We start from the raw sequence: 25,916 nt of genomic DNA, 5'->3' as shown, positions 1-25,916 counted from the left end.
GCCGAGCGCAATAGGCTGATGCCATGGCAGAGCGGAACGACGACGGCGGGTGCGGCCCGGGTTGCACGTGCGCCCCTCCCGGACGGAGTCAGTTCCTCACGATCGGATCCGCGCGCCCTGCCGAGCCGGCGACGACCGCGGGCGGCGGCCGCCACACGATCGAGCAGGCAGTCATCCCTGCAGGGACGTTCGTGATGGGCGACTCCTCGGGCGACCGCAATCCCATGGATGGAGAGCTGCCGCAGCATCCGGTCACACTCGACGGGTTCGAGATTGACGTGACCGCAGTGACCAACGACGACTATGCGCGCTTCGTCGCGGACACGGGGTATCGCACCGAGGCCGCGACGTTCGGGTTCTCAGCGGTGTTCCATCTCGCGGTGGACGCACCCGATGACGACGTCATGGGGTCGGCATCCGGCACGCCGTGGTGGGTCGGCGTGCGCGGGGCGGACTGGTCGCATCCCGGCGGAAGGAACTCGACGCTCGACGGCCTCGGCGACCATCCTGTCGTGCACATCAGCTGGAATGACGCGCGGGCCTACTGCGCCTGGGCCAGGCGGCGCCTGCCCACCGAGGCGGAGTGGGAGTACGCCGCGCGCGGAGGGCTGGATCGCGCGAAGTACCCGTGGGGCGATGACGAGGTGGATGCCGGCGGCTGGCGCGCCAACATCTGGCAGGGCGAGTTCCCGGTGCGCAACACCCTGGAGGACGGCTTCCTGACCACGGCGCCGGTGCGCTCCTTCGAGCGCAACGGGTACGGGCTGTGGCAGCCGGTCGGCAACGTCTGGGAGTGGTGTGCTGACTGGTTCGATCCGCGCTACTACGGCGCCTCGCCCGCACAGAACCCGCAGGGGCCGGACGGTGGCGGCGCGCGCGTGCTGCGCGGCGGAAGCTACCTGTGTCACATCTCCTACTGCAACCGGTACCGCAACTCCGCCCGCTCGCAGAACACGCCCGATTCGTCGATGGGGAACGCCGGATTCCGCACGGTCGCGGCGGTGTCATCGTGACGCGGGGGCGATTCCCGGCATCCGTCTTCGGGGTGGGCGACGAGCCCGATGCACGGTTCTCGCTGGCCAACGAGCGTACCTTTCTCGCCTGGAACCGCACGGCTCTCGCGCTGATCGCCGGAGGTGTCGCGCTCGAGGCGCTCGGCCTCGACCTGCATCCGGTGCTCCGGCTGATCGCTTCGCTCGTGCTCATCGCCGCGGGTCTGGCGCTTCCCGTCATCGCCTGGGTCGAATGGGCGCGCACGGAGCGCGCCCTGCGTCTGCAGGCGCCGCTGCCCGGGTCGCACACCGGTCTGGTGCTCTCGGCCGTCATCGTCGTGGTCGGCGTGCTCATCGTCTTCGGCGTGCTGCAGCGATGACCTCGAGCGGGTCCTTCGATCCCGGTCTGCAACCCGAGCGCACCGAACTGGCGTGGCGTCGCACGGCGCTGGCGATCGGCGTCGGGTCGCTGCTGGCGCTGAGGGTGTTCCCGCCGCTGGCGCGAGGCGGCGTAGAACTCGCGGCATCGCTCGCGCCGGGCCTGCTCGGCTTCGGTTTTGCCGCATGGCTGGTCGTCGCCGCCCGGAGGCGCTACCGCCGCTGGTATCGGGCCCTCTCCACCGGCGCGCGTCGCGAGTCGCCGGGCGCGGCGCTTCTGCTGGCGGTCACGGTGTTCGTGATGACGACGGCCCTCGTCGGTGTCGTCGTCATCGGTCTCGTGATCGTGCGCTGACGCGCCGTCAGTCCGACTGTTCGTCGCGGCCGCGCAGTCGGTCGATGTCGCGGCGCTCGCGTTTTGTCGGGCGCCCCGCACCGCGGTCACGGACCGCGACCATCGCGACGGGTTCGCGCGGGGGAGTGCGGTCGTCGTACGCCGTGACGGCGACCGGGGCACCGACGCGCTTCGAGAGCGTCTGGCGCACGGCGAGGATGCGGTCGAAACCCGAGATCCGCACGCGCACCTCGTCGCCCGGCTTGACGGTCTGCGCGGCTTTCGTGCGTTCGCCGTTCACGCGTACGTGCCCGGCGCGGCATGCGGTCGTCGCGGCGGAGCGGGTCTTGTAGATGCGCACCGCCCACAGCCAGCTGTCGACGCGCACGGGCTTGATCGACTCGATCATCGCGCGCCTTCCTTGGCGAGAGTGCGCAGCACACCCCAGATGATGAGACCCTGCCCGATCGTGTAGGTGAGCATGACGGCGGGGCCGGTCCAGGCGGGCATGGCATCGGGCAGGAAGAGCCGGAACGCGAGGATCGAATCGCTCATGAGGAAGAAGGCGCCGCCGACGGCGACGATCGGATGACATCTGGCGGCCGTCGCGGCCGTGCCGGCGAGCACGATGCCGTAGGCGGCGACGGCGAAGAAGAGCGATCCGGTGTGCGGGCCGAGGACGACGAGCATTCCCACCCACCACGCGGCGTAGACGAGCGTCCACCACGGAAGCGGGCGGATGCGCGCATGACGCAGGAACAGCGCGATGTAGCCGATGTGCGCGATGCCGAAGAAGAGCAGCATCAGCGGAAGCTCCGGCCCGCCGGGGAAGAACGTGCCAGCTCCGTCGCCCAGCCATGAGAACAGCAGTGCGCCGAGCAGCAGCGAGAGCACCGCACGTGGACGCAGCCGGGATGCCGCGAGAAGGATCGGCAGCGCCAGGAGGGGCATGAGGGTCAGCTTGGTGGGGGCCGCAAGCGGGCTGTCGACGGCGAGGGCGACGACGTGGATGGCCGACAGCGCGACGTACGGAATCCAGGCGATCACGTCGAGAGGGCGGATGCTGCGGCGCATCCCCTCATCGTATTCACCGCCGGGCGGGGCCGACGTCGTCAATCAGTGGCGGAGGGTGCGTCAGTCGAGTTCACGCACCACGAGGACTCGGCCCTGCGTGAGCTCACCCGTCTGGCGGAACCCCTGGGCGAGGAAGGTGGAGCGCGCGCCGTGGAACAGATCGTTGGAGCGGTGAGTGCCCTCGGAAGTGTCGACCGGGTAGGCCTCGATGAGCCGCGCGCCCGACGTGCGGGCGTACTCGACGGCCGAGCGCAGCAGCTCGGCGTTCAGGCCCTTGCCGCGGTGCTCACGGCGCACGACGAAGCAGGTCACCGACCACACGCCGGGGTCGTCGAGTGGTTCGTCGGTGGCTGCGACGATCGCGCGGGTGCGGACGATGCGGGTCTGCGCCGCGCGCGGCCCGATGCGGATCCACCCGGCTGCCTCGCCGTCGACGTACGCGACCAGTCCCGGAGCAGGTCCGGTCTGGATCTCATCGTGCAGCATCTCGCGGCGCTGCTCGACGTTCGTCGCCTCCCACTCCTTGTTGCTCACGACCGGCCAGATGCACTGGCAGCTGCGGCCGTCTCCGCCGCCGCTGAGCGAGTGCTGAACATCGTCCCACCGGCTGATCGTCGCGCGTTCCGTGGTGATCGTGGTCATGCAGGGCACGGTACGCGCAGCGCCCGACATCGGCAACGAGGTGTCGCGCCACGCCCGGCCCACGCGGTTCGCGGTGCTCGTTCGGGTCGGCTAGGATAGGGGAGTTGCCCGCGCGGAAGCGCGGTCGTCCACGGGCTGTGGCGCAGCTTGGTAGCGCACTTGACTGGGGGTCAGGTGCGGTAGCGGCTGTTTCAGTCTGAAAAGTGAACAACGGGATGTGGCGCAGCTTGGTAGCGCACCTGACTGGGGGTCAGGGGGTCGCAGGTTCAAATCCTGTCATCCCGACGGAAAAGCCCTGATGAGAAGCCATTTCTCGTCGGGGCTTCGTCGTTCGTGTCGGAGGTTTACGCGGACCGTGAGTGGCTGAGGCGCCCGCCGTCGCGATGCTCTCGAAGTGCCCTGTTGCGAAGCGCCGGGACACCGCCGGGACACCGCCGGGACACCGCCGGGACACGGATGCCGTGTTGGGGCTTCGTGAAGTGGATTATCCGCCCGGTGCTGGACGCCCGGGGCGCGGTGTCTGGGCAGGGTGCCGGTGCTGTTCTTGGGCGTCCAGGAAGGCGTTGGCTTGCTCGGCGGCGGAGGTGAGGTGTCGGGTGTCCGGGTGCAGGTAGCCGCGGGTGGTCTCGATGGACTTGTGTCCGAGGATGCGTTGCAGCACGTGCAGCGGGATGCCCGCGTCGGCGAACCAGGTCGCGCCGGTGTGCCGGAGCCCGTGCCGGGTGAGAGATGACAGGCCCAGACCGGTGACGAGCTCGTCCCATTTGGTCGCGTCGCGCACGCTCGCTGTAGTCAGGACGCCGCCGCGGGGGCCGCGCAGCAGACGTTCGTTTGACTCGCGATCCGCTGTGAGGCGTTCCAGGACCGGCTTGAGTGCGTTGAGGATCGGCACCGGGCGTGCGGCCCGCCCCTTGGAAGCACGGCACCGATGCTTCGGATGAAGGTGCCGTTGCCGCGTGCTCGGAGCTCGTTGCCGAGCAGCCGATTGAGGAGCGTCTGCTTCTCGGCTTGCCCGACGTAGAGCACCCGGGTGGCGAGGTCGTCGAGACGAGATTGGAAGGGCGTGGGAAGGGCCGCGCCGCTGCGGAGCCGAATAGCGTAGACGCCGAACTCGTCCGGCACAATTGCGTCGATCCCAACTGCCGGTTGAAACGAGCCGTCGTCGAGCAAGTTCATGACGGCTCAGGGTCCGAGGGTTTCTTTCCGGCGCTACGCCGCAGCTTCGACATGACAGCGCTCGACACCTTCACCGCAGTGTCCTTCGCGCTGTGAGCGGCGTCGGCGCTGAACAACGCGACCGCCTCGGCTCCTCGTGCGCCGAGCTTTCCGGCGGTCTGGGCGCCTGTCACTCCGGCCTCAATGGTGGCATCCCTCGCCTCGATTAGTGCGACAGCCCAGCGCTTCTTCTTCAGGTTCACGCGGTTGTCGGAGATTCCGAGCATCTCGTGAAAGACAAGCACGTCAGCGCCCACCTCGTTGCTGGATCTGACCACTTCGCCGGGCTTGAGGGGGTGGAAGAGCACCTTGCTATTCGCGGTCACCGCCGCAGAGTCCATCCGTGCAAGGAGGCGCTCTGTGCTCTTCGCGATCAGGTCGCGACGTTTGGCGCGGCCCGCCTGAATCGCTTCGCGGTGACGGTCGAGATCATCTGGGCTGGAGTCGAGGACGCGGTCGAGCTCAAGCACAGCGAGGCCGTCCTGGAGCTGAAAACAACGCGCCAGCACAGCCAGCCACTCTTCGATCTCCGCTTCGGCGATCTTCGCGATCTTCGCGAGGTCGCCGACGCGTGATTTCTTCTCCATCTTCTCGGCCAGGGAATCGAGACGGCGGAGGGCGTAGGACTGCGTCTCCGCGATGGTCTGTGCGGCACCGTGCAGGCTCGACCACGTCACTTCGGAGACGCGGCCGACGTGCTCGCGCTTGAGCATGGCGTCGTCGATGACGAGGCCGACGCCGATCATGCGGGCGAGCGCACTGTCTTTCTGTGCCCGCAGGATGTCGTCGACCTTCTCGTCGATCACGGCGAGGTAGTCGGTGATCTCCTGCATGGTCTGCTGCATGGCGAGCTGGGCCATGATGCCTGCCGCGCCGGCCAGCATCGCCGGGTTGGTAAGCATCGATCCGACCGTGCCGGGCTTCACGAACTCGAGGATGTTCGTGATCTTGCCTTTGCTCGTGGTCACGATGGCGCGGCTAACGCTGTCCGACGAGCCCTTCATGGCGTTGCCGAGCTTCAGCGCCCGGGCCGACTCCTCGGTGAGCTTCACCCAGCGGCCGGCGCTGGCAGCGACCTCAGCTCCACCCTTCGCGGCCGCCGAGCCGACGTTGAGCGCACCGCCGACAGAGTGCGCGAGGTTGAACTCGCGGGAGGCCACGCCTGCCGTAGACAGGAAGCGCTCCACCGCCAGCGGGTCGCCGATGACCGCAAGACCGTCTCCGTCGCTCACCAGTTCGATCTCGTCGCGCGGTTCGTCTGCATCCGACATCCATGCCCCGTTTCGCCGCGCTGATCTGCTGAGTCGAGGCTACCGGGCGCGAGCGTTGCTTAGGCGGCATTGGCGTCGCGCACGACCTCGACGATCTCATCCGCAATCTCCGCGATGGTGCTGGTTGCGGTGGTGCGGGCGATCTTGTCGGCAAGCGAGGGCGACTGCGACTCGACCTCGTCCTTCGAGATCTCGTGCCAGATCGGAAGCATCCGCTGCTTGCCTGCGACCGACAGTCCGACGATGCCGTCCAGCTCGTACTGCGGCCAACCCTTCGCGAAGAAGGACTTCGAGAACACCACGACTCCGAATGAGGAATGCGCCAGACCGTAATCGATCTTCCGGCGCGGGCTGTCGCCGATACGGAGCTCGCCCTTGTCCAGCCACACTTTCAGGCCGCGAGCGGTGAGTGCTTCGTAGAGCGGAAGCGCTACCGACGCCTTGTCCTCACCCGCGTGCGAGATGAAGACGTCCCATGTCTGGCCGCTCTCGTCCGGCGTGAGGCGGACCGGTGGCTCCGACCGAATACCGGCCAGCGATCCGCTTGCCGAGCGAAGCGGGCGAAGCGCTCCAGGCTCGACGTTGACACTGGCGCGCACGTTCGTCGCCCGGAGTCCGGCGAGGTCGACCGTCACGTACCAGTGACCGGTTAAAGGAACCACGATCCGAGATGGCGACACCTTGGCTAGCCCGCCGTAGAAACTGTGGCGGCGACCCTGGCGGTAGTTGTTGAGGTTGGACGAGTCCATGAGGCGGACGTTCGCGCCGGTGCTGAGCGTTACAACAACCGTGGAGCCCTTCTCGACGCGGCCAAGGTCGTACTTCAAGAAGTTCATGCGGTGCTCCGTTCAGGTCGATGTCGCTCACTGCATGCGTTGATTACAGCAGTGACCCCTGACATGCACGCCTTCCGACGCGCGCGAGCGGAACTACGGATTCGACCTCAGCTCGGCGAGTCGTTTCCGTGCCTCGGTAGCGGCCTTCTCTGCCTTCTTCAGCTCGCGCTCTGCCCGCGCCACCTGCTGATCATGTCGGATGACACCCGCCAAACCGTGAGGTCCGGATGTGTTCACCTCTCGGAGATCGAGGACAAGCACAAGAACCGACTCCGCGTGTACTGGGGCACGATCCGCTTCCCTCGCCCGAAGGAAGACGGCGGTGCGTGGCTCAACACCGGACGTGGGTCACCCACCATCGTGATCGAGGAGGACGAGCTCGTTACGCTGCTCGAGCGCTCCGGACTCGAGGAGCTTGAAGACCTGTCGGGGTCGTTCTTCGCGATCATGGGCAAGCTTCGGCATGGTCGAACGGCAGGCAGTACTTCTTCGTCAACGAGGACGTCGACTGGATGGCAGTGCGGCCGTTCGTCGAGGACGAAGCGCTGAACTAGACCGCGTGAAGGTGTGCGATCGAGATGCCTCGAAGCGGCGACGACCTAGTTTCGATTCAACTCGTGACGGCGGCTGTCGAGCGCGTCCTTGAAATGACTTTCGGCTGCATCGATGTCCCGTGTCGGCGTGGACGGATCGAAGACGCGCAGCAACAAGAAACGGAAGCTGGTCGGGTCTCGTCGGCGCAGCTCAACATCGCCGCCGTGTCCGGTCGTCGCATACACGTTCCAGCGCTGCCGGATGTTCTCGGCGCCGTCCGCCTTGCCGACATAGTGTCGACCATCTCGGGTGTCCGTGATCAGGTAGATCCCGACGACCGAGGACAGTGCGGTCCGCCACGAGGCGTAACGGTGCTCGCGCATCACGGCCTGGAGCTGTACATGGCTGAGCACGGGGCGGTCGAAGTCTGGGAACGGAATGGGCTCGGCGTCGGCGATACCAACGACTGGATAGCTCGCAGCCGTGGTGGCGTTCATCCGCCAGGTGTGCAGGTTAGTCTGCGCTCGGTCGTTCCGCCTCCTGCCTGACTACTCCGTGCCGCCCAAGATCGAGCCATCCGTGGTTCCTTGGGCGGCGCGCTTCACGTCCCGTAGGGAGCTGTGTTGCTCAAGTCACAACGTCGATCTATTGCCTCGGCGCGTTCGTTGCCTCATGACTAGGGGCACAAAGCAGAATGAGTAATGCACTACTTGTGCACTCGAAGCGCTAACTCGATCAAGCCCTATCGAAACAATCCGCGTGCCCGCCTGGCCTGGGAAGCCACACTGCGCGAGCAGCGAGACGAGGACGTCTGATGCAGATCACCCACCTTCGAATGTCCGGCTTTCAGTCGTTCGGTTCCGACGCGACCGAGATCGCGCTCCGCGACGTTACCTATGTCCTGGGTCCCAACGGCGCAGGAAAGACGGCCGTGCTTGAGGCACTGTCGCGGCTTTTCAGCCCCCTGCCCGCGCAGCGGAAGATCCGGCACACCGACTTCCACATCCCAAACGGACGCAGCGCCGCCGACGTGCATGCCGAGGGACCGAAGCTCTGGATCGAGGTAGACATCGAGGTGCCGGAATCAGGAGAAGACGGCGACCACGCGTCCGTACCCCCGAACTTTGCGCACATGCGCATTGAGAGCGAGGACGGCGTGCCTCGGATCCGGGTGCGGCTAACGGCATCGATTGCGTCTGACAATGTGATCGACGAGAAGCTCGAGTATGTCCTTGAAGCGGATGACGAGGGCAACCCGGTGCGTCAGGCGGATATGTCGCGCTTCGATCGCGCCAACATCGAGGTGCACTATCTGCCGGCTCGCCGTGACCCGGCAGAACACATCACCTACACGACGGCCTCGCTCGTCGGGCGGGCTCTTCGCGCAGCTGACTGGACGACTGAGCGCGCGACACTCGGCACCTTGTCCAAGGACCTGACCGATGCTTTGGCCGATAACGCTGCCGTAAAGAGTATCGGCGTCCAGCTCACGGGGGAGTGGAAGGGGCTCCACTCGGGTGCCTTCTTCACTGACCCCTCGATTGCTTTTGGGGCTGGCGATCTGGAGGGCGTTCTTCGCCAACTCACCGTCTCGTTCGCGCCGACGCCGGCCGGCTCGTCGCTGCCGTTCGACCGTTTGAGCGACGGCCAGAAGTCCCTGCTCTATATCTCATTGGTACTCGCGTGGCAGTCGCTGACGCGAAAGGTGCTCGACGGCACCGAGGCTTCGTTCGATCAGCACCGACTGCGTCCGCCCGTGCACACGATCGTCGCGCTCGAGGAACCGGAGAACAGCCTGGCGCCGCAGTACCTCGGGCGCATTATTCGTCAACTCCGCAAGGCGGCCGCGAACGGGGATTCGCAGTCGTTGATCGCGACGCACTCACCTGCTCTGCTGCGCCGCGTCGGTCCAGAATCGATCTGCTTCCTGCGGCTCGACGGCAATCGTGAATCCCAGGTGCGCCACATCCTCTTGCCGACGACGAGCGACGAGACGGCGAAGTATGTGCGCGAAGCCGTCCTCGCCTTTCCGGAGCTGTACTTCTCTCGGTTGGTGGTGCTCGGCGAGGGCGACAGTGAGCAGATCGTGCTGCCCCGCGTGCTCGCCGCAGCGGGTATCGCGGAGGACGATGCTTCTGTGTCGGTCGTTCCGCTCGGTGGACGCCACGTCAATCACTTCTGGCGACTGCTCAACGAGCTGGAGATCCCGCACGTCACGCTGCTCGACCTCGATTCCGGACGCCATCAGGGCGGCTGGGGACGCGTCGATAACGCTCTCAAGCAGTACAACAAGTTCGTGCCTGGTTCCTTCACGCAGGAGAAGATCGACAGCCTGTCAGCGTGGAATGCCGCGGTCGACTTCCCCGTGTTCGCTGATCCGAACTACCAAGACGGGCACGGCCCGATCTACGCGCTCGAGCAGAAAGGCGTCTACTTCTCCCACCCGGTCGATCTCGACCTCATGATGCTCGAAGCCTTCCCGAACGCCTACGGCGCTTCTCCCACCGGCGCGCCCAACGAGAAGACGATCACGGCAGTGCTTGGCGGGTCGCACGCCAATGAAGATCGTCTGCCGGCTGCTGTGCTGACGCTCTTCGCTGACTACCACCGCAAATTCGATCTGAAGAGCAAGCCGGCCGCGCATCTGAAGGCTATGGCCGCGCTCACGGACGAGGAGCTCCTGGCCGATCTGCCCGAGGTACTGAGCCGACTCGTGGAAGATGTGCGCGCGCGACTGGGAGCGTTGCCCGAGTGATCCGTCCAGAGGCATGGACACCGGTCGGCGGGCTGCAGCTCGAGCCCAATGCGCTGAGAGCGGTGCGTGAGACCACCGCGAATGTCGTGGTCACGGCTGGGCCTGGCGCCGGCAAGACCGAGCTGCTGGCTCAGCGCGCAGACTTCCTTTTTCGCACCGGAGCGAGCCCGTACCCGAAACGGATCCTTGCCATCTCCTTTAAGGTGGATGCGGCACGCAACCTGCAGTCCCGTGTGCGCCTGCGCTCCGGATCGCAGTACGCGGCCCGATTCGACAGCTTCACCTTCCACGCCTTTGCTAAGCGCCTAATCGACAACTTCCGGCCGACGTTGACCGGCCAGAACGCGCTGAACCCGGACTATCGTCTCGACGAGCGCACCCGGATCCAGCGCGTGCAGATCACCTTTGACGATCTCGTCCCGCTGGCGCTCGAAATCCTGGAGAAGAGCGCCTATGCGCGGGGTGCATTGCGCCAGACCTATAGCCACGTCTTCATGGACGAGTTTCAGGACGCCACGACCGCGCAATACAGCTTCCTGAAGAAGGCGTTCGCCGGCACTGGAGTGCAGCTCATCGGAGTCGGCGACACCAAACAGCGCATCATGGGGTTCGCCGATGCGCTTCGCGGGGTGATGGGCACCTTCGCGGCAGACTTCAGCGCGATCGACCTCAAGCTCTATCAGAACTTTCGGTCGAAGCCGCGCCTGCGCCGCATGCAGAACCGCATGATCCTGGAGATGGATCCGGCGGCAGCCAGCCCGGAAGCGGATCTCGAGGGTGAAGCGGGTGTCTTGCAGGTCCGCCGATTCGCAACCGACGAAGAGGAAGCCATCGCGGTAACTAGCCTCATCAGGGGCTGGCTTGACGAAGGAGTTCCGCCGCGAGAGATCACCGTGCTCGCGCGTCAGCAGCCGCACCTCATCACGAGCGTCCTTGGCGGGCACCTCGCAGCGGCAGGCATTCCGTATCGCAACGAGCAACAGTCCCAAGACATGACTGCCGAACCCGTGCCGGCGCTCATCTTCAACTTCCTGCGCGTTGTAGCCGACAACGCTCGCCCCGAGGCGTACACGGAGCTGGTGCGCGTGGTGACGAGGGGTGGCATCGAGGAGGGCGACGGCGTTCTGGACAGCAAGCTCCGCGCGATCCTGCGGGACGCGCGAGACACAGTGCGGGCCGCCGCATTCGACGCCTCGACCTTCACTTCGTGGGAGCCGCTAATTCAGAGCTTCCTCGCGTTCGTGACGCGACCGGCGCTCAGCGCTCTGTCGCCCGCATACCAACAGGGGTCTCGGCTTGATGACATGATCGCGAAGGCGCTGAGCTCGTTCCAGCGAGAGTTGGATGTCGACGGCGATCCGCTCGGCGCCCTTGATCGGCTGTCGGAAGAGGACGCGGTGCGTATCCTGACAGTGCATAAGTGCAAGGGGCTGGAGTTCGAGAAGGTCATCGTCTTCGGCGTGGAGCCCCAGTTCTTCTGGGGCGAAGACGACGCAGATGTGAAGGCCGAGTTCTTCGTCGCGATCTCGCGGGCTAAAGACGATCTCGTGCTGACCACCGCATTGAGCCGGTCGAAGCCCCCAGGAGCGAGCTATCGCTGGAAGACGTCCTCGCCTGCACACGAGGAACTGCTGGGATTCGCCGATGAGTCCTGACGCAAACAGAGGGACGAGCCCTTCGACCCGGCGACGTTTCCGGAGCTCCACATCAAGCGCAACGGTGCCAAGCTGTACCCGATCGGTAGTACCCGCGTGCAAGAGTTCGGCCGCACTGATCTCCACCGCCAGGTCACCCTCTACAGTGATCTATTCCGCCTGCGGGCCGCCATCCTCAACAACACGCGGATCACGCTCACAAGCGACTTCTTCTCCCGGGCGATGATCGAGTACCTGAATGACGAAGGCGCCTTCACCCCCGACCGGTGGGACGCCGATGGCGGGTATGCGTTCATGCTCGACATGTTCAACAAGCGCAAGAAGGACGAGATCACCAGGCCGCAACTCGCCAGGATCACTGTGCTCCTCAACCGGAAGGTCATCCCGTTCGTCCTCGCAGATGAGAGCCTGGGATAGCTATGTAGGGATGACGTACCTTGCAGGTGTCCGCGAGTGGTCCGCTCCCGCGCGATTCGTCACCGGCGTTCCGTGTGAGGGCGAGATGGCACCGAACCCCTCAGCAGTCCCGAAACCCCCATCTTCGGTTGGCGACGCTGCCGGGGTCCGAGGCCCGCGGCGGTGGTTCGGCTAGACTCGGTACGCGGCTCAACCGCGGAGATCAACGGTCGGCAAGGGGTGAGACGATGGGCGCGAGCAAGAACGAACTCGCTGCGTTCACGCGCATGTTTTCGTCCGCGGTCGTCCGTGAGCTCGGCAAGCAGGGTAAGTCGGGACTCCTCGCCCGGCTGCTCTATCAGTCTGGCTCAGCCCAGACGTTGAGGCCTGAGTCGACCGTTGGTGACGCCTTCGACCACGCTTTTCGCGTTCTGCGCTCGCTCGGGAACCGCGACGAGTACGTGTATCGCTCCGCGATCACCCAGAAGATCTTGCTCGGCCAGCACAGCCTCCGCACGGCGTCCATGTTGGGTGAAGCGCGAGTCGGAACATCGAAGGCAGATGTAGTTGTCTTCAACGGAACATCGACCGCATACGAGATCAAGTCTGAGCGGGATTCGTTGGTCCGCTTGCGGAGTCAGGTACTGGCCTACTCCCGGGTGTTCGCCGCGGTCAACGTGGTCACGAGTCCGTCGCATGTAGAGCACGTGCTTCGACAAGTCCCCGAGGAAGTTGGCGTGCTCATCCTCACCGACCGATACACGCTGAGAACGGAGAGGCGCGCAACCTGTGACTCCTCTCGTACTGAACCACTCGCGATCCTAGACTTCGTTCGCCTTGACGAAGCGTTCGCGATTCTGCGCGAGATCGGCATCAAGCCCCCGGATGTTCCCAACACACGGATGCGAGGCGCGCTGAATGAAGTGTTCGCTGACCTCGACCCAACACGCGTGCACGACCTCATGGTGACTACTCTGAAGGCGTCCCGCTCCCGAAGGTCAGCCGAAAAATATGTCAAATCCATCCCGATGTCCCTGCGTGCTGCCATGCTTACGCTAAAGATGGATGACGCGTCTAAGCAGAGGCTCCGCGACGCGACACGCTTGCCCGTAGGTGCCGCACTCGCTTGGAGATAGCTGATGTACTACCCGTACTTCCGAGGAAAGCAGTTCGAACTCCTCGCACTCCGCGAGAGTGCAGAAGTGCTAGCCGAAGCCTCCTTCATCCCTATCATCGAACCGGTGCGGGAATCCCTCAATGGCCTCGAGCGCGCGCTTACAGCAATCGGCGCGGCAGGGGGCCAGGCCATCGTGATCGTGAACCCGCGTCACGGCGACCACAAGGACGACGGGGCGAACATCAGTGCGTTCCTGAGCGAGAACTACAGGGGCAACGATGCTGTCTCCGCTGGGATCTTGCTCCTCAGCGGCACGAGCATTGACGAAGCCAAAACGCTAATCTCGAACCACGCTCACCATAACCCAGCCATAGTCCATTCTGGCTTTACGGCGGCGCGTGATATCGCAGAGTTTCTGCGGGACCGTGGGATTGATGCGACCAATGTGTTCAGCGAGGATCATGCGAGCATGCTCTATCGTAAGCACTTTCGAAGCGGAACTCGCGTGCTGGTGCGCGACGGCTTCGAACAGAAGAAGAACGCGGATTACGATCCGTTTGAATTCTTCTCTGACCTTCACGTCACATTCCAGGACCTCAATATGGACGGATATGGCGATTTCCTCACTGTGGGGGACCGATACACCGAAGGTGGCGGCCCGGCATACGCTGTTGCGATTCATCTCACGTACATCGACCCCATGAACGACGACGCGATGTACGTGTATCACTTCAAGTCTGATTCGAACGATACGCCCACAGACCCGGCGAGCAAGTTCGCTGAGGCTCTTGCGAAGCTCATCGCGAAGCTCGATAGTGCGGACTCCAATCTCATAGAGACGTCAGCCGTTGAGGAGTTCCGTCGGCTTCATGACACAGGGCACTTTCCGGGCCTCGGGTACATAAAGAAGCTTTCGATCCGGCATCACATCGAGACGCTCGCGGCCTATCATCGCAACGCGGATGCCTGAACGTCTCTGCTGCGCTGAATGTTTCAGCGACGATTTCCTGCGTGACTTCATATCCGGCAAGCTCGAGGCGAGCACAGGGGTGTGCGGCTATTGCGCTGTCGCTACCGTCACGCTTGTGGAACCATCTCTCCTCCGTGAGCAATTTGAGAATCTGTTTGCGATATACGATCCAGATCCGGACGGGCTACCACTACCCGCGTTGCTTCGACGGGACTGGGGGCTTTTTTCCGGTTCGGTGATGCGCAACGATCCAGCCGCCAAAGAGCTTCTTTCGGACATTCTCGACGATGGTGAGGTCGTGAGAAAGCTCTACTCGGCGTCGGAGAAGTACAGGGCGACCAGCTTGGCCCACTGGGATGATCTACGCATTGAAATGATGCACGGTAATCGGTGGTTCCTGGAGCAAGAAATCGACTATGACCGTCTTCGGGAGCTCCTCGACTACCTAATTGTCGACCCGACGACGCTGAGCTCTGGCTGGCACCGGGCTCGTATCGTCAGCGATGATCCGTTTCCACTCGACAAGATGGGTGCTCCGCCCCCCAAGAAGGCGGGGCACGGGCGGGCGAATCCTGCTGGCATCCCATACCTATACCTCGGGTCGAGCCCGACCACAGCGATATCGGAAGTACGACCACACACCGGTGAACTCGCGTGCGTCGCCGAGTTCGAGATCTCCAGCATGAAGGCAGTCGACCTCCGGGCTCCACGGGCGCGCGTCTCCCCATTCGAGCTCAACGACGACGAAGTCGGGCAGATGCATGCAGATCTTCCGCTCCTTGAGCGTCTCGGGGACGAGCTCACGCGACCAGTGCTACCCCAAGGCGCGCCTTTCGAATACGTCCCGAGTCAGCACCTGTGCGAGTTCATCAAGAGCTGTGGTTTCGATGGCGTTGTCTATAGAAGCTCTGTCAGTGACGGTATCAACCTGGCGCTGTTCCATCCGGAGCAAGCGACTGGGGTCAGCGTGAGCCAGTACGACGTTGCGAAGGTCGAGGTGCACGTCGCCTCCAAGACATGATGCGCTTACGGCTCAAGCTGCCGAGAAGATCGTCCTAGAGTTTCGCGCCGGAGGCAGTCTCCGTCCGGCTCCATCTCCTTGGTGACTCTCGCCGAACGATGTGAGGAGAGGCAACAACGAGGCCGCCCGAACGATGTCTTTGGGACGAGCGCGCCTATGAGCTTCAGTCGAGAGTATGAGCATCGGCCCGTACTTGATGGCTGGAGCAAAGAGCGTGGAGCACTCACATAAACCCCGAATGGACCCCGCGCCGAGGAGCCCAACGGCTACCAAGAGCCGGGACCTGGCCGGGACCTGATGCATGCAATCCATGCAAGCCCTGGCGTGGAATGACGCTGTCTGAGGGGCGTCCAGGCCCGGGAAATCAAGGAATCGGGCCGAACCGTCTACCTGGGGGTCAAGGGGTCGCAGGTTCAAATCCTGTCAGCCCGACCGAGAGGTCCCGGAAACCCAAGGGTTCCGGGACTTTTTCTGTAGGTGGATGTGATCCGGTCATCGAAAATCCATCACCTTGACGCCCTCGCGGCCCGCTCGGGCCGTCGTGCTCCGGTAGCGGAGCGACCGTGGCGGTTGCTTCCGGTTCGTGGGTGGGCGCAGGACACACCTGTTTGGTATGGACACCGAACGCAGCCCGGCGGGCAACCCCTTGGGCCTGGAGCCGCTGCTCGACGTCGGCGAGCTCGCCGCCTACTGGGGGTTCCCGTCTCCACGGTCTACGACTGGGCACACGCGGCCTCGGTCCGCGCGCGTATCGCTTCGGGAAGCATCTGAAGTTTGCGCTCGCGGACGTGCGGATCTGGATCGAGCAGCAGCGCGATTCCGAACCGCCTGCACCGGCGGACGGGCGGTGTTCCGATGAGCCGGCAGCGTTTGACCATCGGCACCTTCGGGGAGATCGGCCACCTCATGAGCCCTAACGGACGCGTCTTCGCGCGCGCCCGCTACCGTGACTGGGGCGGGACGACCCGGCTCGTCCAAGCCACCGGAGACACACGGAAGTCCGCAGAGCGGGCGTTGAAGGCAAAGCTCGCCGACCGGAGCCTGTTCCAGCCGTCGTCCTCGGCGCTCACGCCGGACAGCCCGTTCCCGGACCTGGTCGCGTAATGGCTCGAAGACCCCAAGCTCGAAGACCGGCTCTTCAAGCGCACCCTGCAGCTATATGAGCGGAACATGCAGATGCTCGTCCTGCCGGTGTTCGGAAGCCGTGCGCCGCGGTTCGACGCGTCTGGACGACCCGTCACTCGACGCCCTGCTGTTCTGCAGTCGCGAGGGAACGCGCGTCTGCGGGATCTTTCTCGTGCCCGGCCGATGCGCGGCCTCGTCATCGCGCTGACCGAGCCACGTCTGCCGCCGCTAACTGTAGGAGTGCTCGGCGACCGGGCCTGCGTGTAGCCCGAGGATACTGACCTCGACGTACTCGGTGATTGCCTCGGGAAGAGTCGGCTGGGCGTTCTGGAGGGCCGGTTCGAGCGCGCAAGCCTCGAGCACTGCCTCGGATGGGTGGCTTTGAGAGACTACTTCCGATAGGCCTTGAACAGTCCCCAGCCGATAGTGATCAACACAGCGAGCAGTCCGCCCAATGCATAGGGCACGCCCCACACCGTTTGAATGGGATTGCCCGGCATCGCGATCACGTACACGACGAAGAGGGCAGCGAGACCTACGCCGTACCCGAGAGCGGCACGAAACTTGCGCGGCCTTTCGGCTGGCGCAGAGTTCGCGATCCCCTTCTTAGCGCCGATGAGCGCGAAGAAGACACTCACGAGCATGCCGACTGGTACCGCAAGCCACAGGTTCAGAAGCGGCCGGTAATCGAATTCCCCGGACGGAATTTGAAACGCAGCGATCGCCGCGAGTACCGCCAGGTATCCAGCAATCGCCTCTGCCGGGATGAGCTCCGTTACTACGCCGAGCGCCTTGGCCACCGGCCCGGCATCGTCGAATGGGCGGCGCCAATGCGCAGCAGCAGCCAACGAGGATTGAGCCGCCGAAAGGCTGGACGTCAGCGACGGCGCCATTGGCTCGGCTCAGGTGAAAACCACGAAGGCTGTACTGCGTCCGTCGTGGCCGTCCGGGAGCACGCGTTGCCAGCCTGTTCGATGCCAAAATCCTTTCGCTTGAGGCAAAGCAAGTGCGGCTAGCCAGCCGGGGTGAAGTGGGTGAAGGGATTCGACTACCCGAATGCCCAATCCTTGCCCGCGAAGGCCCGGACGCACTTCGAGGAACTGGATTTCATGCACGGCCTGAGCACGCCTTCGGTATGGATCTCGCGTATCAGGCGCTGCTGCTGCTCATCCTCAACATCTCGATCTCTGTGCTCGGCGCCATCGTCGGACTGCTGCTGCTCTACGTCGTCATCCGGCAGGGAGTGTTCCACGGGCTCCGCGCTCACACTCGATGGATCGACGACGGCAAGGGCTGAGTCTGCCGCCCCGGCATCCCACCCCCGACTGTAGTCACAGCTCGTTCCTAGACAATGGGGACCAAACCCAGCATGTTCGACGTTGTCTCTGATGACGCCGCAGCCGGCGGCGTCGATGAAGGAGAGAACTCATGTCGCACGACTACAGCAAGACTCCTGAGGCACTGGACCGCCTCACCCGCGACCAGTATCGCGTCACGCAGCACGACGGCACCGAGCCGGCGTTCCGCAACCAGTACTGGAACAACCACGAAGACGGGATCTACGTCGACGTGGTCTCAGGCCAGCCCCTGTTCTCGTCGCTCGACAAGTACGACAGCGGCACGGGATGGCCGAGCTTCACCAAGCCGATCGAGGCCGACGCCGTACGCTCGAAGAGCGACGTGTCTTACGGAATGGTCCGCACCGAGGCGCGCTCCACGGGCGCCGACAGCCACCTCGGCCACATCTTCGACGACGGCCCCGCCGAGGCCGGCGGTCAGCGATACTGCATGAACTCCGCGGCCCTGCGGTTCATCGCCGCAGCAGACCTCGAAACCGAAGGGTACGGACGATTCCGCTCCCTGTTCACGACCGGGAACACCGAGAACACCAGCAACACCGAGGACATCAAGAACATCGACAGTGAGGAGAACGCATCATGACCAGTGGCATCCACGACACCGGTGAGATTACCCGCCGACCCGGCACCGAGACCGCCGTCCTGGCCGGCGGCTGCTTCTGGGGCCTGGAGGATCTGATCCGCCGGCAGCCGGGAGTGCTCGACACCCGCGTCGGGTACACCGGCGGCCGCAACGACCACGCGACCTACCGCAACCACCCCGGCCACGCCGAAGCGGTGGAGATCGTCTTCGATCCGACGAAGACGACGTACCGCGACATCCTGGCTTTCTTCTTCCAGGTGCACGATCCGACGACGATCGATCGCCAGGGCAACGACATCGGCTCGAGCTACCGATCGGCGATCTTCCCGCTCAGCCCCGAGCAGGAGCAGGTCGCACGTGACACCATCGCCGACGTGGACGCCTCCGGGCTCTGGCCCGGCAAGGCCGTCACCAAGATCGAGCCGGAGGGCCCGTTCTGGGAGGCCGAGCCCGAGCACCAGGACTACCTGATCACCTATCCGAACGGCTACACGTGCCATTTCGCGCGCCCGGACTGGGTACTGCCCAAGCGCACGGCCACGACGGCCTGACGATCGTCTCCGGAGTGCACCCGTCGTCGCGACGAGGGGTGCACTCCGCCGCGCGGTGCAGCGGCACCTGCGCATCCGCTACTCGCTCATCTGCGTGGCATTGCCCCACACCCAGCAGCGATAGGTCTTCCCGCGCACGGTGAACTCGATCCCGGCGGCGAGGCTGTTCGAGCGCACGATCACGGCGTCGACCCGGGCATGCTTCGGACCGAACCGCACCCACGCCTTCACCTGCGGTCGCCGACCCTCGGGATAGATGGTGAGGGGGAGGGCATCGAGCTCGATCTCCTCCGGAGTGAGCGACTGCAGTGGCCCGGCCTTCGCGATGAACGACTCGATCATGCGTTCCTCGGTCATGCGATCGTAGTAGTGCGCGTACCGCCTGTTGGATCCCACCGCCGGCGCTCCTTCCTCCGGCCCATCTCAGGGTAGCAAGTATCGAACGCGTGTTCTATTCTCTTAACCCATGGACGCCGCGACAGTCGAACACCACGCAACGCTCTGGATGACCGACGACATCCCGACCCGCATGATCTACGCTGGCCGGCGGTGGCGCATCACCGACACACCGACGCGCCTGCGGCATTCCAACCATGCGGTCCCGCTCGACCGCGCCCATCACGGGCTCTACGGCTGGCGGTTCCAAGGAACCGATGACGACGGCCGCTCACTCATCTTCGACGTCTACAAGGCCGAGGACGGCTGGCACGTCCACCGCAGCTACGACTAGAAACCCACGGGCGGCACGAGCGACGGCGGCAGAGCGCCGTCAACCGCGCACGGGTGCCGACAGCTCCGGTGCCGCGGCGGCACCGGGAGCCGCGGTGTACCAGCCGCTCGGTCCGATGCTCGAGCCCATGCGGCGCACGTACTGGTCGAAGTACACGCGCGCGACGAGCTCCCGCCGGCTGGCGACGCCCGCCTTGTCGAAGACCGACTTGAGGTGGTCCTGCACGGTGTACGGCGACACGTGCAGCGTCACGGCGATCTCTCGGGTGTCGGCCCCGCGCAGCACCGCGGCGACGACCTCGCGCTCACGCGTGGTGAGATCGAAGGCCGCAGCCACGAGATCGATCACGTCCTGCGGCCGCGCCTCCTCGATCGTGACCACGACGTCGCCCGCGCGATCCCCGGCGCCGCCCAGGGGCGACGCGTGCAGCACGACCCACGCGCCGTCGGCCGCGCGAGCGCGGATCCGCGGTGCGTGATCGGTCTCACCGCGGGCGAAACGGCGGGCACCGCTCACCAGCGCCTGCACCGACGTCAGCGGGTCGCCCATGCCGGGCGCCACCGGCATCTGCGCGAGGTAGGCCTGCGCGCCCGGCGTCGACTGCACGATGCGGTCGTCGGCGTCGAAGACGATCACCGCCGGACCGATCTGCGCCGCCGCATCCGCTCTGCTGAGCTGGGCGAGCAGGCCGGTGCGGATGCCGCGCGTGAACGCCGGTGCGACGGCCGACAGGAAGTCCAGCTCCTCGACCGCGAACGGTGTGTGGTCGTCGCCCCGGAACAGCGAGATGTGTCCCCAGGCGCCATTGCGGTCGACGAACACGACACGGGCCTCGTCGCGGAAGTCGAAGTGCGGCATGAGCAGCTCCGACATGCGCACCGAGCGGTCCAGCACCCCGCGCGTCACGTGGTGCACGCCCACAGCGATCTGCCCCGCCGCGACCATCGCGGTGATCGAGGTGGGATCGTCGCCGCCGTACTCGATCTGCGACCACGCGACGTCGCGTTCGTTGCGGCCGTCGAGGGCGCCCAGTTTGCGCGAGCTCGAAACCATCGTCGTGGCCGGATCGAGCGTCGAGATGCACGCCGCCACGAACGGCACGACCTGCTGCAGCGCGACCGCCGCCTCGTCCATGAAACTGTGCAGCGGCAGGCCGGCGCGCGACACGACATCGATGTCGCTGCGCGCCCGCCCGATCCCCAGTGCCGTCGCCATGGAATCAGTGTGCGCCTGCACCGCCGCAAACGCCATCCCAGGTATCTGGGGGACGGAGAATCCCTCACGAACTGGGATGGTCTGCGCGCCCGGTCAGGCAGACAGTAGTGGTGTCCCTTCCACTCGACCAGGAGCACACCCATGACTCTCTCCGACCCCATGATCGACACCCGCGCGACCTCGCTGCGAGACGCCCTCGGCGACCGCGTCCTGCTCGCCGGCGACCCTGGCTACGACGCCGCACGCATGCCGTGGAACGTCGCCGTCGACCAGCGACCCTTCGCCGTGACCGGCCCCCAGACCGCCGAGGAGGTGGTCGAGGTCGTCCGCGCGGCCGCGGCATCCGGACTCCGGGTCGCGCCGCAGTCGACCGGGCACGCCGCCGCGGCGCTCGCCGGCACCGACCTGACCGACGTGGTGCTCGTCTCGCTCACGGGCATGCGCGGGGTGACCGTCGACCCAGTCGCGCGCACCGCACGCGTGCTGGGTGGCTCGCTCTGGAACGACGTCATCGAGGCGGCCGCGCCCCACGGACTGACCGCCCTGCACGGCAGCGCGGGCGATGTCTCGGTCGCCGGCTACACCCTGAGCGGCGGGCTGTCGTTCTACGCCCGCACCCACGGACTGGCGATCAACACCGTGCGCGCCGTGCAGATCGTCACCGCCGACGGCAGCCTTCTGCGCGCGAGCGCCGACGAGAACGCCGAACTCTTCTGGGCGGTGCGCGGTGGCTCGGGCGCCTTCGGCGTCATCGTCTCGCTCGAACTCGACCTGCTGCCGTACGCCGACGTCTTCGCCGGCATGCTGCTGTGGGACGCCTCGCGCGCGGCCGAGGTCGCGCACGCGTGGGCGGCGTGGACCGCGTCCGCCCCCGAGTCGGCGACGACCACCCTGCGCATCATGAACTTCCCGCCGATGCCCGAGCTGCCGCCGTTCCTGTCGGGTCGCTCGGTAGTCGTGCTCGACGGGGCGATCCTCGAGACGGATGCCGCCGCATCCGCACTCCTCGAACCGCTTCGCGCGCTGGCCCCGGAGATGGACACCTTCGCGCGCATCCCGGCGGCGGGCCTCGTCGCGGTGCACATGGACCCGCCCGGCCCGACCCCCGCTGTCACGGCGCAGTCCGTGCTGGCGGAGCTGCCGTCCGAGGCGGTGGAGGCATTCCTCGCCGCCGGCGCCGTGCCCGGGATGTTCTTCGCCGAGCTGCGCCACCTCGGCGGCGCGATCGCGCGGCGCCCCGACCATGCGGGCGCCGTGGGCTCGGTCGCCGGCGCCTACCTCGCGCACACCGTCGCGGTGGTGCCCGTTCCCGAGGCCATGGCCGGGGCGGATGCCGCGGTGCTGGCAGGCCTCGCCGCGCTCGAAGCATGGCAGACGGACGAACTCCTCCTCACCTTCATCGACCGCGGCGACGTCGACCGCGACGCCGGCCTCGGCGGCGCCGCCACGCGTCTGCGCGAACTCAAGCGACGCTTCGACCCGAACGACACGTTCGCGGCGGCGCACGCGCTCTGAGCACCGTTCGGTCCGCCGGGCGAAGCGCCCGGCGGACCGCGCTGCTGCACGCGTATTCTCACCGCGTGCCCCCGGCGATCGTGCAGTCGCGTGCCAGAGTGGAGCAATGACCTCACGATCGGGCATCGACAGGATGGATTCGGCAGGAACGGAAGACGGAATGGCCGGCACGGTCATCCGGCGGGCCGATCTCGATGACGTGACGGTTGTGCTGTCGCTGTTCGACGGGGCCGTGGCGTGGATGAACGCGCATGGCAACACAGAGCAATGGGGCACGGCACGCTGGTCAGACGTGCCGGAGCGCCGGGAGATGGTGGAGCGCTGGTGCCGCGCACCCGGGTCGTGGGTGGCCCTGACTCCGGCGGGACGTGTGGGCGGGTTCCTCGTCGTCGGTTCCGCGCATGCCTACGTGCCGCCTTCGTCGCGCCCGGGCCCGGAGCTCTACGTCGAGGCCCTGGTCGCCTCGCGGGCGGAGAACGAGCGCGGGTACGGGCGCAGGCTGCTGGCGCATGCGGATGAGCTCGCCGCTCGCGCCGGCATCCGCGAGCTGCGGGTGGATTGCTTCGCGGGGCGCGGCGGTGACCTGGTGCGATTCTACGAATCCGCCGGCTACGTCAAAGACGTCACCTTCCGGGTCAAGGAATGGCCTGGCCAGGTACTCACTCGCACCCTCGCTACGGAGGACGACTGATCTCTGCCCTGCGCGCGCAGAGCGGCCGAGGGGACGCGCCGGCGTGCCAGAGTGGGACCATGACCTCACGATCAGGCCACGGCGAATCAGTGCAGCGGCTCGGTGTCAGCAGAGCGTCGTGGGGCGCGCTCTGATGCGGCTGGACGGCAGGCGCGCCCTGATCGTCGGGGGCGGCGGTGCGGGTATCGGACGCGCGATCACCAGATCGCTGAGCGCGGCAGGAGCGGCCGTCGCCGTCGCCGACGTCGATCGGGAACGCGCTGCGGAAGCAGTCGACGAGGTCCGCTCGAACGGCGGTACCGGCTTCGCCGTGACCGGAGACGTTCGATCTTCTGCCGAGCTGAGCGGGATGATCGAGTCGGCCACCGCGCAGTGCGGCGGGTTGGACACACTGGTGACCGTGGTGGGAGGGCAGGTCGCCTTCGTGCCCGCGGTGCGTCTGCACGAGATGCGGGACGAGGACTGGGACACCGTGTACGAGCTGAACCTGCGGTACGTCGCCCGCGCGGTTCGCGCCGTGCTGCCCGGGTTCCTCCGCCAGGGTGGAGGAACCATCGTGAGCGTCGGATCGGTGACCGGCTTCATGGCGGCTCCCCGGCAGGCCGCCTACGGTGCGTCGAAGGCAGGACTGCTCAGCCTCGCCCGCACGGTATCCGCCGAATACGCCGCAGACGGCATCCGTATGAACGTCGTCGCGGGCGGCGCCATCGCCACCGCGGTGAATCCGGCCACCGAATCCCACGTCCCCGAGATACCGGCAGGCCGTTACGGCAGGTCCGACGAGATCGCCGAGGCGGTCGTCTATCTCGCCTCGGATGCCGCCGCGTACATCTCCGGCCAGCAGATCGTCGTCGACGGCGGCGTGTCAACCCGCGGTCCTTTCGACTGACCGCGGTGCACCTCAGCCGGCGTCCTGCCGGTGCGGCGCGACCGGCTGACGCAGCACCGTGCGCAGTTTCTCGGGGGCGACCTTCCGGAAGTCGCTGAAGTAGATCTCGTGGTGCTTGCCGCTCAGCCGGAACCCGTTCTGCGGGATGAACTCCTCGTGCATCCGTGCCAGCATCGGAGCCTCGTCATCGAACGAGCCGATGTGCAGGGTCTGCACGCAGCGGCCCTCCGACAGTGTCTCGAGCCGGACGTCTCCGAGACGCCGCGGCGGCGTCTTGGCGCCGGCCTGCGCGACCGCACCCCGGAACAGTTCCGCATCGATCCAGTCGGGAGCCATCAGCATCATGGTCCAGTCCCACCTCGACTTGTCACGCGCGACGGTGAAGGCGTCCATGTCCTCAGCCCACCACAGCCCCTCCAGCGGCGGCACGACGTAGTCGCGGCTCAACTCGCGCTTGCTGGCGAACTTCAGCTTGTACGCCACCGGGTACAGTGCCTCGAGAGCTTCCGTGTACGCCGGTGACGTGTTCGGGTCGCCGTGCCCGTCGACCATGAGGTACTGCATGTCCGGGACGTCGACGAGGCGGAAGCCGCCCCGCGGAGCCTGGTAGCTGTCGAGGGTCTTCTTGAAGTCGATCTTGTCAGTCATCCGGTCCGGATCCTTTCCCCCATAGTCGTCCGCCGCGCGCTCGCGCGACCACGATCCCGCGCTGCGAGCGGGGGAATCGCTCCAGCATCGCCCTCAACTCTGCCGCCTCGACATCCGCGTCGAAAGCCTCGGCGCCCGGCTCCAGCATGATGCCGGCCGCCAGGGGGCCGGCGACGACCGGGTCGAAGCCGAGATCGTCGACCAGCCGGCACACGACGTCCAGGTCGTCAGGATCGTCACCGGCGACCGCGATCGCCTTGCGCCCCGGAGCACCGGCCGCCCGCGCCTCGTCCTCCAGATCCTGATACCCCATGTGCCCGAGCGCCTTCACCACCCGAGACCCGGCGAGGAAACGCTGCACGGTCTCACTCGTCGAGGTGCGCGGATCGCTCAGGTCGTCGCGAACGCCGTCGCCCCACCAGTAGTTCATGGCGTCGATCACGAGCGTGCCGCGAAACTGCTCTGCCGGCAGCATCCGGTACCTGTGCAGCGGGAGGGCGAGCACGACCGCATCCGCCTCGGCGATGACGGATGCCGTCGTCGACGCCGTCGCACCGAGCGCCGCCACCGCGCGGGCGATCGGCACCGGGTCGCCGGATGCCGCCACCATCACTCGGTACCCGGCGGATGCCCCGAGGCGCGCCAGCACCCGCCCGAGGCGTCCTGCGCCGAGGATGCCGAGCGTGGCTATGCGGGGAGGTGCGACGTCCACGACGCCATCGTACGGGCCGGTCCGCAACCCCCTGCCGGTTCGGCGGGGGAGCAGGTAGACCGGGTGGCGACCACCACCCGGAAGAGAAGGAGTCCGTCATGAGCCACCGCATCGGCTACCTCGTCGGCAGTCTGTCGAGCGATTCGATCAACCGTGTCCTCGCCAAGGCGCTGGTGCGCCTCGCGCCGGAGGGTCTGGAGCTCACAGAGATCCCGATCCGCGACCTTCCGCTGTACAACCGCGACGATGAGCAGAACCCTGTGCCGGCCGTCAGCGAACTGAAGCAGTCGATCGAGGGTTCGGACGGGTTGCTGTTCATCTCGCCGGAGTACAACCGGTCGATACCGGCGCCCCTGAAGAACGCGATCGACTGGGGCTCGCGTCCCTGGGGGCAGAACTCCTTCGCGCGCAAGCCGACGGGCATCATCGGCGCCTCGACCGGGGCGATCGGCACGGCCGTGATGCAGGCCTCCATGCGCAGCGTGCTGAGCTTCCTCGATGCGCCGCAGCTGAACGCCCCCGAGGCCTACATCAGCTTCAAGCCCGAGGTGTACGGCGAGAACGGCGAGGTCAAGGACGCCGGCACCGAGAAGTTCCTGCGCCACTACATGGAGGAGTACGAGGCCTTCGTCGAGCGCGTGCTCTCCAGCACCCTGCCCGGTCACATGGGCGACTCCGACCCGGATTCGATGCACTGAGCGGTGCGGCG

At 66.1% G+C, this 25,916-nt stretch carries 32 protein-coding genes and 1 tRNA gene; 20 read left to right on the top strand and 13 right to left on the bottom strand.

Translation table 11 applies throughout. From position 1 onward, the window contains the following. Window positions 1–23: 23 nt before the first annotated feature. From ACFWH5_RS11580 to ACFWH5_RS11570, 3 genes are read left to right on the top strand one after another with little or no spacing between them, the layout of a single operon-like run. Complete coding sequence (locus ACFWH5_RS11580) at window positions 24–1,013, top strand: formylglycine-generating enzyme family protein (protein WP_378834759.1); 990 nt, start codon at window positions 24–26, stop codon at window positions 1,011–1,013. After that, the gene (locus tag ACFWH5_RS11575) at window positions 1,010–1,372 is read left to right on the top strand and encodes a YidH family protein (protein ID WP_378834758.1); all 363 of its coding nucleotides are present in this window, start codon (window positions 1,010–1,012) and stop codon (window positions 1,370–1,372) included. Before ACFWH5_RS11580 ends, ACFWH5_RS11575 begins: the two co-directional genes overlap by 4 nt. Further along, window positions 1,369–1,725, top strand: a complete 357-nt coding sequence (locus ACFWH5_RS11570) for a DUF202 domain-containing protein (RefSeq protein ID WP_378834757.1) — start codon at window positions 1,369–1,371, stop codon at window positions 1,723–1,725. Before ACFWH5_RS11575 ends, ACFWH5_RS11570 begins: the two co-directional genes overlap by 4 nt. Before the next feature lie 7 nt (window positions 1,726–1,732). Here the strand turns inward: ACFWH5_RS11570 and ACFWH5_RS11565 are convergent, their stop codons facing one another. Genes ACFWH5_RS11565 through ACFWH5_RS11555 form a run of 3 tightly spaced genes read right to left on the bottom strand, consistent with a single transcriptional unit; the run spans window position 1,733 to window position 3,420 of the window. Beyond that, window positions 1,733–2,113 (bottom strand): RNA-binding S4 domain-containing protein, encoded by a 381-nt coding sequence (locus ACFWH5_RS11565; RefSeq protein WP_378834756.1) that lies wholly within the window; start codon window positions 2,111–2,113, stop codon window positions 1,733–1,735. Continuing rightward, window positions 2,110–2,778 (bottom strand): lysoplasmalogenase family protein, encoded by a 669-nt coding sequence (locus ACFWH5_RS11560; RefSeq protein ID WP_378834755.1) that lies wholly within the window; start codon window positions 2,776–2,778, stop codon window positions 2,110–2,112. Before ACFWH5_RS11560 ends, ACFWH5_RS11565 begins: the two co-directional genes overlap by 4 nt. Before the next feature lie 60 nt (window positions 2,779–2,838). Beyond that, window positions 2,839–3,420 (bottom strand): GNAT family N-acetyltransferase, encoded by a 582-nt coding sequence (locus ACFWH5_RS11555; protein WP_378834753.1) that lies wholly within the window; start codon window positions 3,418–3,420, stop codon window positions 2,839–2,841. A gap of 211 nt (window positions 3,421–3,631) precedes the next feature. Between ACFWH5_RS11555 and ACFWH5_RS11550 the strand changes: the two genes are divergently transcribed. Then, window positions 3,632–3,705 (top strand) — tRNA-Pro (locus ACFWH5_RS11550). Between the two features lie 199 nt (window positions 3,706–3,904). Here the strand turns inward: ACFWH5_RS11550 and ACFWH5_RS11545 are convergent. Genes ACFWH5_RS11545 through ACFWH5_RS11530 form a run of 4 tightly spaced genes read right to left on the bottom strand, consistent with a single transcriptional unit; the run spans window position 3,905 to window position 6,742 of the window. Further along, complete coding sequence (locus tag ACFWH5_RS11545; RefSeq protein WP_378834751.1) at window positions 3,905–4,312, bottom strand: tyrosine-type recombinase/integrase; 408 nt, start codon at window positions 4,310–4,312, stop codon at window positions 3,905–3,907. Further along, entirely contained in the window at window positions 4,213–4,596 is a 384-nt protein-coding gene (locus tag ACFWH5_RS11540) for a GIY-YIG nuclease family protein (protein WP_378834750.1), read from the bottom strand. Before ACFWH5_RS11540 ends, ACFWH5_RS11545 begins: the two co-directional genes overlap by 100 nt. Then, a complete protein-coding gene (locus ACFWH5_RS11535; RefSeq protein ID WP_378834748.1) occupies window positions 4,593–5,906 on the bottom strand; it encodes a hypothetical protein in 1,314 nt (437 codons plus the stop codon). Before ACFWH5_RS11535 ends, ACFWH5_RS11540 begins: the two co-directional genes overlap by 4 nt. Window positions 5,907–5,965: 59 nt before the next feature. Then, window positions 5,966–6,742 carry a DUF1883 domain-containing protein gene (locus ACFWH5_RS11530; RefSeq protein WP_378834747.1) on the bottom strand — a complete coding sequence of 259 codons (777 nt, stop codon included), beginning with the start codon at window positions 6,740–6,742 and terminating at the stop codon, window positions 5,966–5,968. Between the two features lie 192 nt (window positions 6,743–6,934). Here ACFWH5_RS11530 and ACFWH5_RS11525 point away from each other — a divergent pair, with 192 nt between their 5' ends. After that, entirely contained in the window at window positions 6,935–7,291 is a 357-nt protein-coding gene (locus ACFWH5_RS11525) for a hypothetical protein (protein WP_378834746.1), read from the top strand. A gap of 50 nt (window positions 7,292–7,341) precedes the next feature. Here the strand turns inward: ACFWH5_RS11525 and ACFWH5_RS11520 are convergent, their stop codons facing one another. After that, on the bottom strand, window positions 7,342–7,773 hold the full coding sequence (locus ACFWH5_RS11520) for a GIY-YIG nuclease family protein (RefSeq protein WP_378834744.1): 432 nt from the start codon (window positions 7,771–7,773) through the stop codon (window positions 7,342–7,344). A 317-nt stretch (window positions 7,774–8,090) separates the two neighbouring features. Here ACFWH5_RS11520 and ACFWH5_RS11515 point away from each other — a divergent pair, with 317 nt between their 5' ends. The 7 genes from ACFWH5_RS11515 to ACFWH5_RS11485 all read left to right on the top strand — a co-directional run bounded on the left by ACFWH5_RS11515 (window position 8,091) and on the right by ACFWH5_RS11485 (window position 16,294). Continuing rightward, complete coding sequence (locus tag ACFWH5_RS11515; RefSeq protein ID WP_378834743.1) at window positions 8,091–10,031, top strand: ATP-dependent endonuclease; 1,941 nt, start codon at window positions 8,091–8,093, stop codon at window positions 10,029–10,031. Then, a complete protein-coding gene (locus ACFWH5_RS11510; RefSeq protein ID WP_378834741.1) occupies window positions 10,028–11,686 on the top strand; it encodes a UvrD-helicase domain-containing protein in 1,659 nt (552 codons plus the stop codon). Before ACFWH5_RS11515 ends, ACFWH5_RS11510 begins: the two co-directional genes overlap by 4 nt. A 96-nt stretch (window positions 11,687–11,782) precedes the next feature. Further along, entirely contained in the window at window positions 11,783–12,103 is a 321-nt protein-coding gene (locus ACFWH5_RS11505) for a hypothetical protein (RefSeq protein ID WP_378834740.1), read from the top strand. Between the two features lie 227 nt (window positions 12,104–12,330). Further along, the gene (locus ACFWH5_RS11500) at window positions 12,331–13,218 is read left to right on the top strand and encodes a sce7726 family protein (protein WP_378834739.1); all 888 of its coding nucleotides are present in this window, start codon (window positions 12,331–12,333) and stop codon (window positions 13,216–13,218) included. Window positions 13,219–13,221: 3 nt separating this feature from the next. Then, window positions 13,222–14,169, top strand: coding sequence for a sce7725 family protein (locus tag ACFWH5_RS11495; RefSeq protein WP_378834737.1), 948 nt, complete (start codon window positions 13,222–13,224; stop codon window positions 14,167–14,169). Then, complete coding sequence (locus ACFWH5_RS11490; RefSeq protein WP_378834736.1) at window positions 14,162–15,190, top strand: RES family NAD+ phosphorylase; 1,029 nt, start codon at window positions 14,162–14,164, stop codon at window positions 15,188–15,190. The genes ACFWH5_RS11495 and ACFWH5_RS11490 overlap by 8 nt, the downstream gene beginning before the upstream one ends. 855 nt (window positions 15,191–16,045) lie before the next feature. Beyond that, the gene (locus ACFWH5_RS11485) at window positions 16,046–16,294 is read left to right on the top strand and encodes a hypothetical protein (protein WP_378834734.1); all 249 of its coding nucleotides are present in this window, start codon (window positions 16,046–16,048) and stop codon (window positions 16,292–16,294) included. 410 nt (window positions 16,295–16,704) lie between these two features. On the opposite strand, the gene ACFWH5_RS11480 is transcribed toward ACFWH5_RS11485, so the two are convergent. Next, window positions 16,705–17,208 (bottom strand): hypothetical protein, encoded by a 504-nt coding sequence (locus tag ACFWH5_RS11480; RefSeq protein WP_378834733.1) that lies wholly within the window; start codon window positions 17,206–17,208, stop codon window positions 16,705–16,707. Between the two features lie 242 nt (window positions 17,209–17,450). Between ACFWH5_RS11480 and ACFWH5_RS11475 the strand changes: the two genes are divergently transcribed. The 3 genes from ACFWH5_RS11475 to msrA all read left to right on the top strand — a co-directional run bounded on the left by ACFWH5_RS11475 (window position 17,451) and on the right by msrA (window position 18,807). Next, the gene (locus ACFWH5_RS11475) at window positions 17,451–17,612 is read left to right on the top strand and encodes a hypothetical protein (protein WP_378834732.1); all 162 of its coding nucleotides are present in this window, start codon (window positions 17,451–17,453) and stop codon (window positions 17,610–17,612) included. Between the two features lie 131 nt (window positions 17,613–17,743). After that, window positions 17,744–18,256, top strand: a complete 513-nt coding sequence (gene msrB, locus ACFWH5_RS11470; RefSeq protein WP_378834730.1) for a peptide-methionine (R)-S-oxide reductase MsrB — start codon at window positions 17,744–17,746, stop codon at window positions 18,254–18,256. Then, on the top strand, window positions 18,253–18,807 hold the full coding sequence (gene msrA, locus ACFWH5_RS11465) for a peptide-methionine (S)-S-oxide reductase MsrA (RefSeq protein WP_378834728.1): 555 nt from the start codon (window positions 18,253–18,255) through the stop codon (window positions 18,805–18,807). Before msrB ends, msrA begins: the two co-directional genes overlap by 4 nt. Before the next feature lie 78 nt (window positions 18,808–18,885). On the opposite strand, the gene ACFWH5_RS11460 is transcribed toward msrA, so the two are convergent. Next, entirely contained in the window at window positions 18,886–19,203 is a 318-nt protein-coding gene (locus ACFWH5_RS11460; protein ID WP_378834727.1) for a hypothetical protein, read from the bottom strand. 70 nt (window positions 19,204–19,273) lie between these two features. On the opposite strand from ACFWH5_RS11460, the gene ACFWH5_RS11455 reads away from it, so the two are divergent. Then, window positions 19,274–19,537 carry a hypothetical protein gene (locus tag ACFWH5_RS11455; protein ID WP_378834725.1) on the top strand — a complete coding sequence of 88 codons (264 nt, stop codon included), beginning with the start codon at window positions 19,274–19,276 and terminating at the stop codon, window positions 19,535–19,537. A gap of 39 nt (window positions 19,538–19,576) precedes the next feature. Here the strand turns inward: ACFWH5_RS11455 and ACFWH5_RS11450 are convergent, their stop codons facing one another. After that, the gene (locus ACFWH5_RS11450; RefSeq protein ID WP_378834724.1) at window positions 19,577–20,752 is read right to left on the bottom strand and encodes a helix-turn-helix transcriptional regulator; all 1,176 of its coding nucleotides are present in this window, start codon (window positions 20,750–20,752) and stop codon (window positions 19,577–19,579) included. A 141-nt stretch (window positions 20,753–20,893) separates the two neighbouring features. Here ACFWH5_RS11450 and ACFWH5_RS11445 point away from each other — a divergent pair, with 141 nt between their 5' ends. From ACFWH5_RS11445 to ACFWH5_RS11435, 3 genes are all read left to right on the top strand, one after another. After that, entirely contained in the window at window positions 20,894–22,267 is a 1,374-nt protein-coding gene (locus tag ACFWH5_RS11445; RefSeq protein ID WP_378834723.1) for an FAD-binding oxidoreductase, read from the top strand. Window positions 22,268–22,427: 160 nt separating this feature from the next. Further along, entirely contained in the window at window positions 22,428–22,958 is a 531-nt protein-coding gene (locus tag ACFWH5_RS11440) for a GNAT family N-acetyltransferase (protein ID WP_378834722.1), read from the top strand. Between the two features lie 118 nt (window positions 22,959–23,076). After that, complete coding sequence (locus tag ACFWH5_RS11435) at window positions 23,077–23,847, top strand: SDR family NAD(P)-dependent oxidoreductase (protein ID WP_378834720.1); 771 nt, start codon at window positions 23,077–23,079, stop codon at window positions 23,845–23,847. 12 nt (window positions 23,848–23,859) lie between these two features. On the opposite strand, the gene ACFWH5_RS11430 is transcribed toward ACFWH5_RS11435, so the two are convergent. Both ACFWH5_RS11430 and ACFWH5_RS11425 read right to left on the bottom strand, forming a co-directional pair. Continuing rightward, complete coding sequence (locus ACFWH5_RS11430; RefSeq protein WP_378834719.1) at window positions 23,860–24,495, bottom strand: GyrI-like domain-containing protein; 636 nt, start codon at window positions 24,493–24,495, stop codon at window positions 23,860–23,862. Next, window positions 24,488–25,207, bottom strand: coding sequence for an NADPH-dependent F420 reductase (locus ACFWH5_RS11425; protein WP_378834718.1), 720 nt, complete (start codon window positions 25,205–25,207; stop codon window positions 24,488–24,490). The genes ACFWH5_RS11430 and ACFWH5_RS11425 overlap by 8 nt, the downstream gene beginning before the upstream one ends. A 98-nt stretch (window positions 25,208–25,305) precedes the next feature. Here ACFWH5_RS11425 and ACFWH5_RS11420 point away from each other — a divergent pair, with 98 nt between their 5' ends. After that, complete coding sequence (locus tag ACFWH5_RS11420; protein ID WP_378834717.1) at window positions 25,306–25,905, top strand: NADPH-dependent FMN reductase; 600 nt, start codon at window positions 25,306–25,308, stop codon at window positions 25,903–25,905. Window positions 25,906–25,916 lie beyond the last annotated feature (11 nt).

Origin of the sequence: Microbacterium sp. NPDC058345, assembly GCF_042723855.1 — a bacterium.
GTDB lineage: Bacteria > Actinomycetota > Actinomycetes > Actinomycetales > Microbacteriaceae > Microbacterium.
This window is presented reverse-complemented; position numbering and strand designations above follow the sequence as displayed.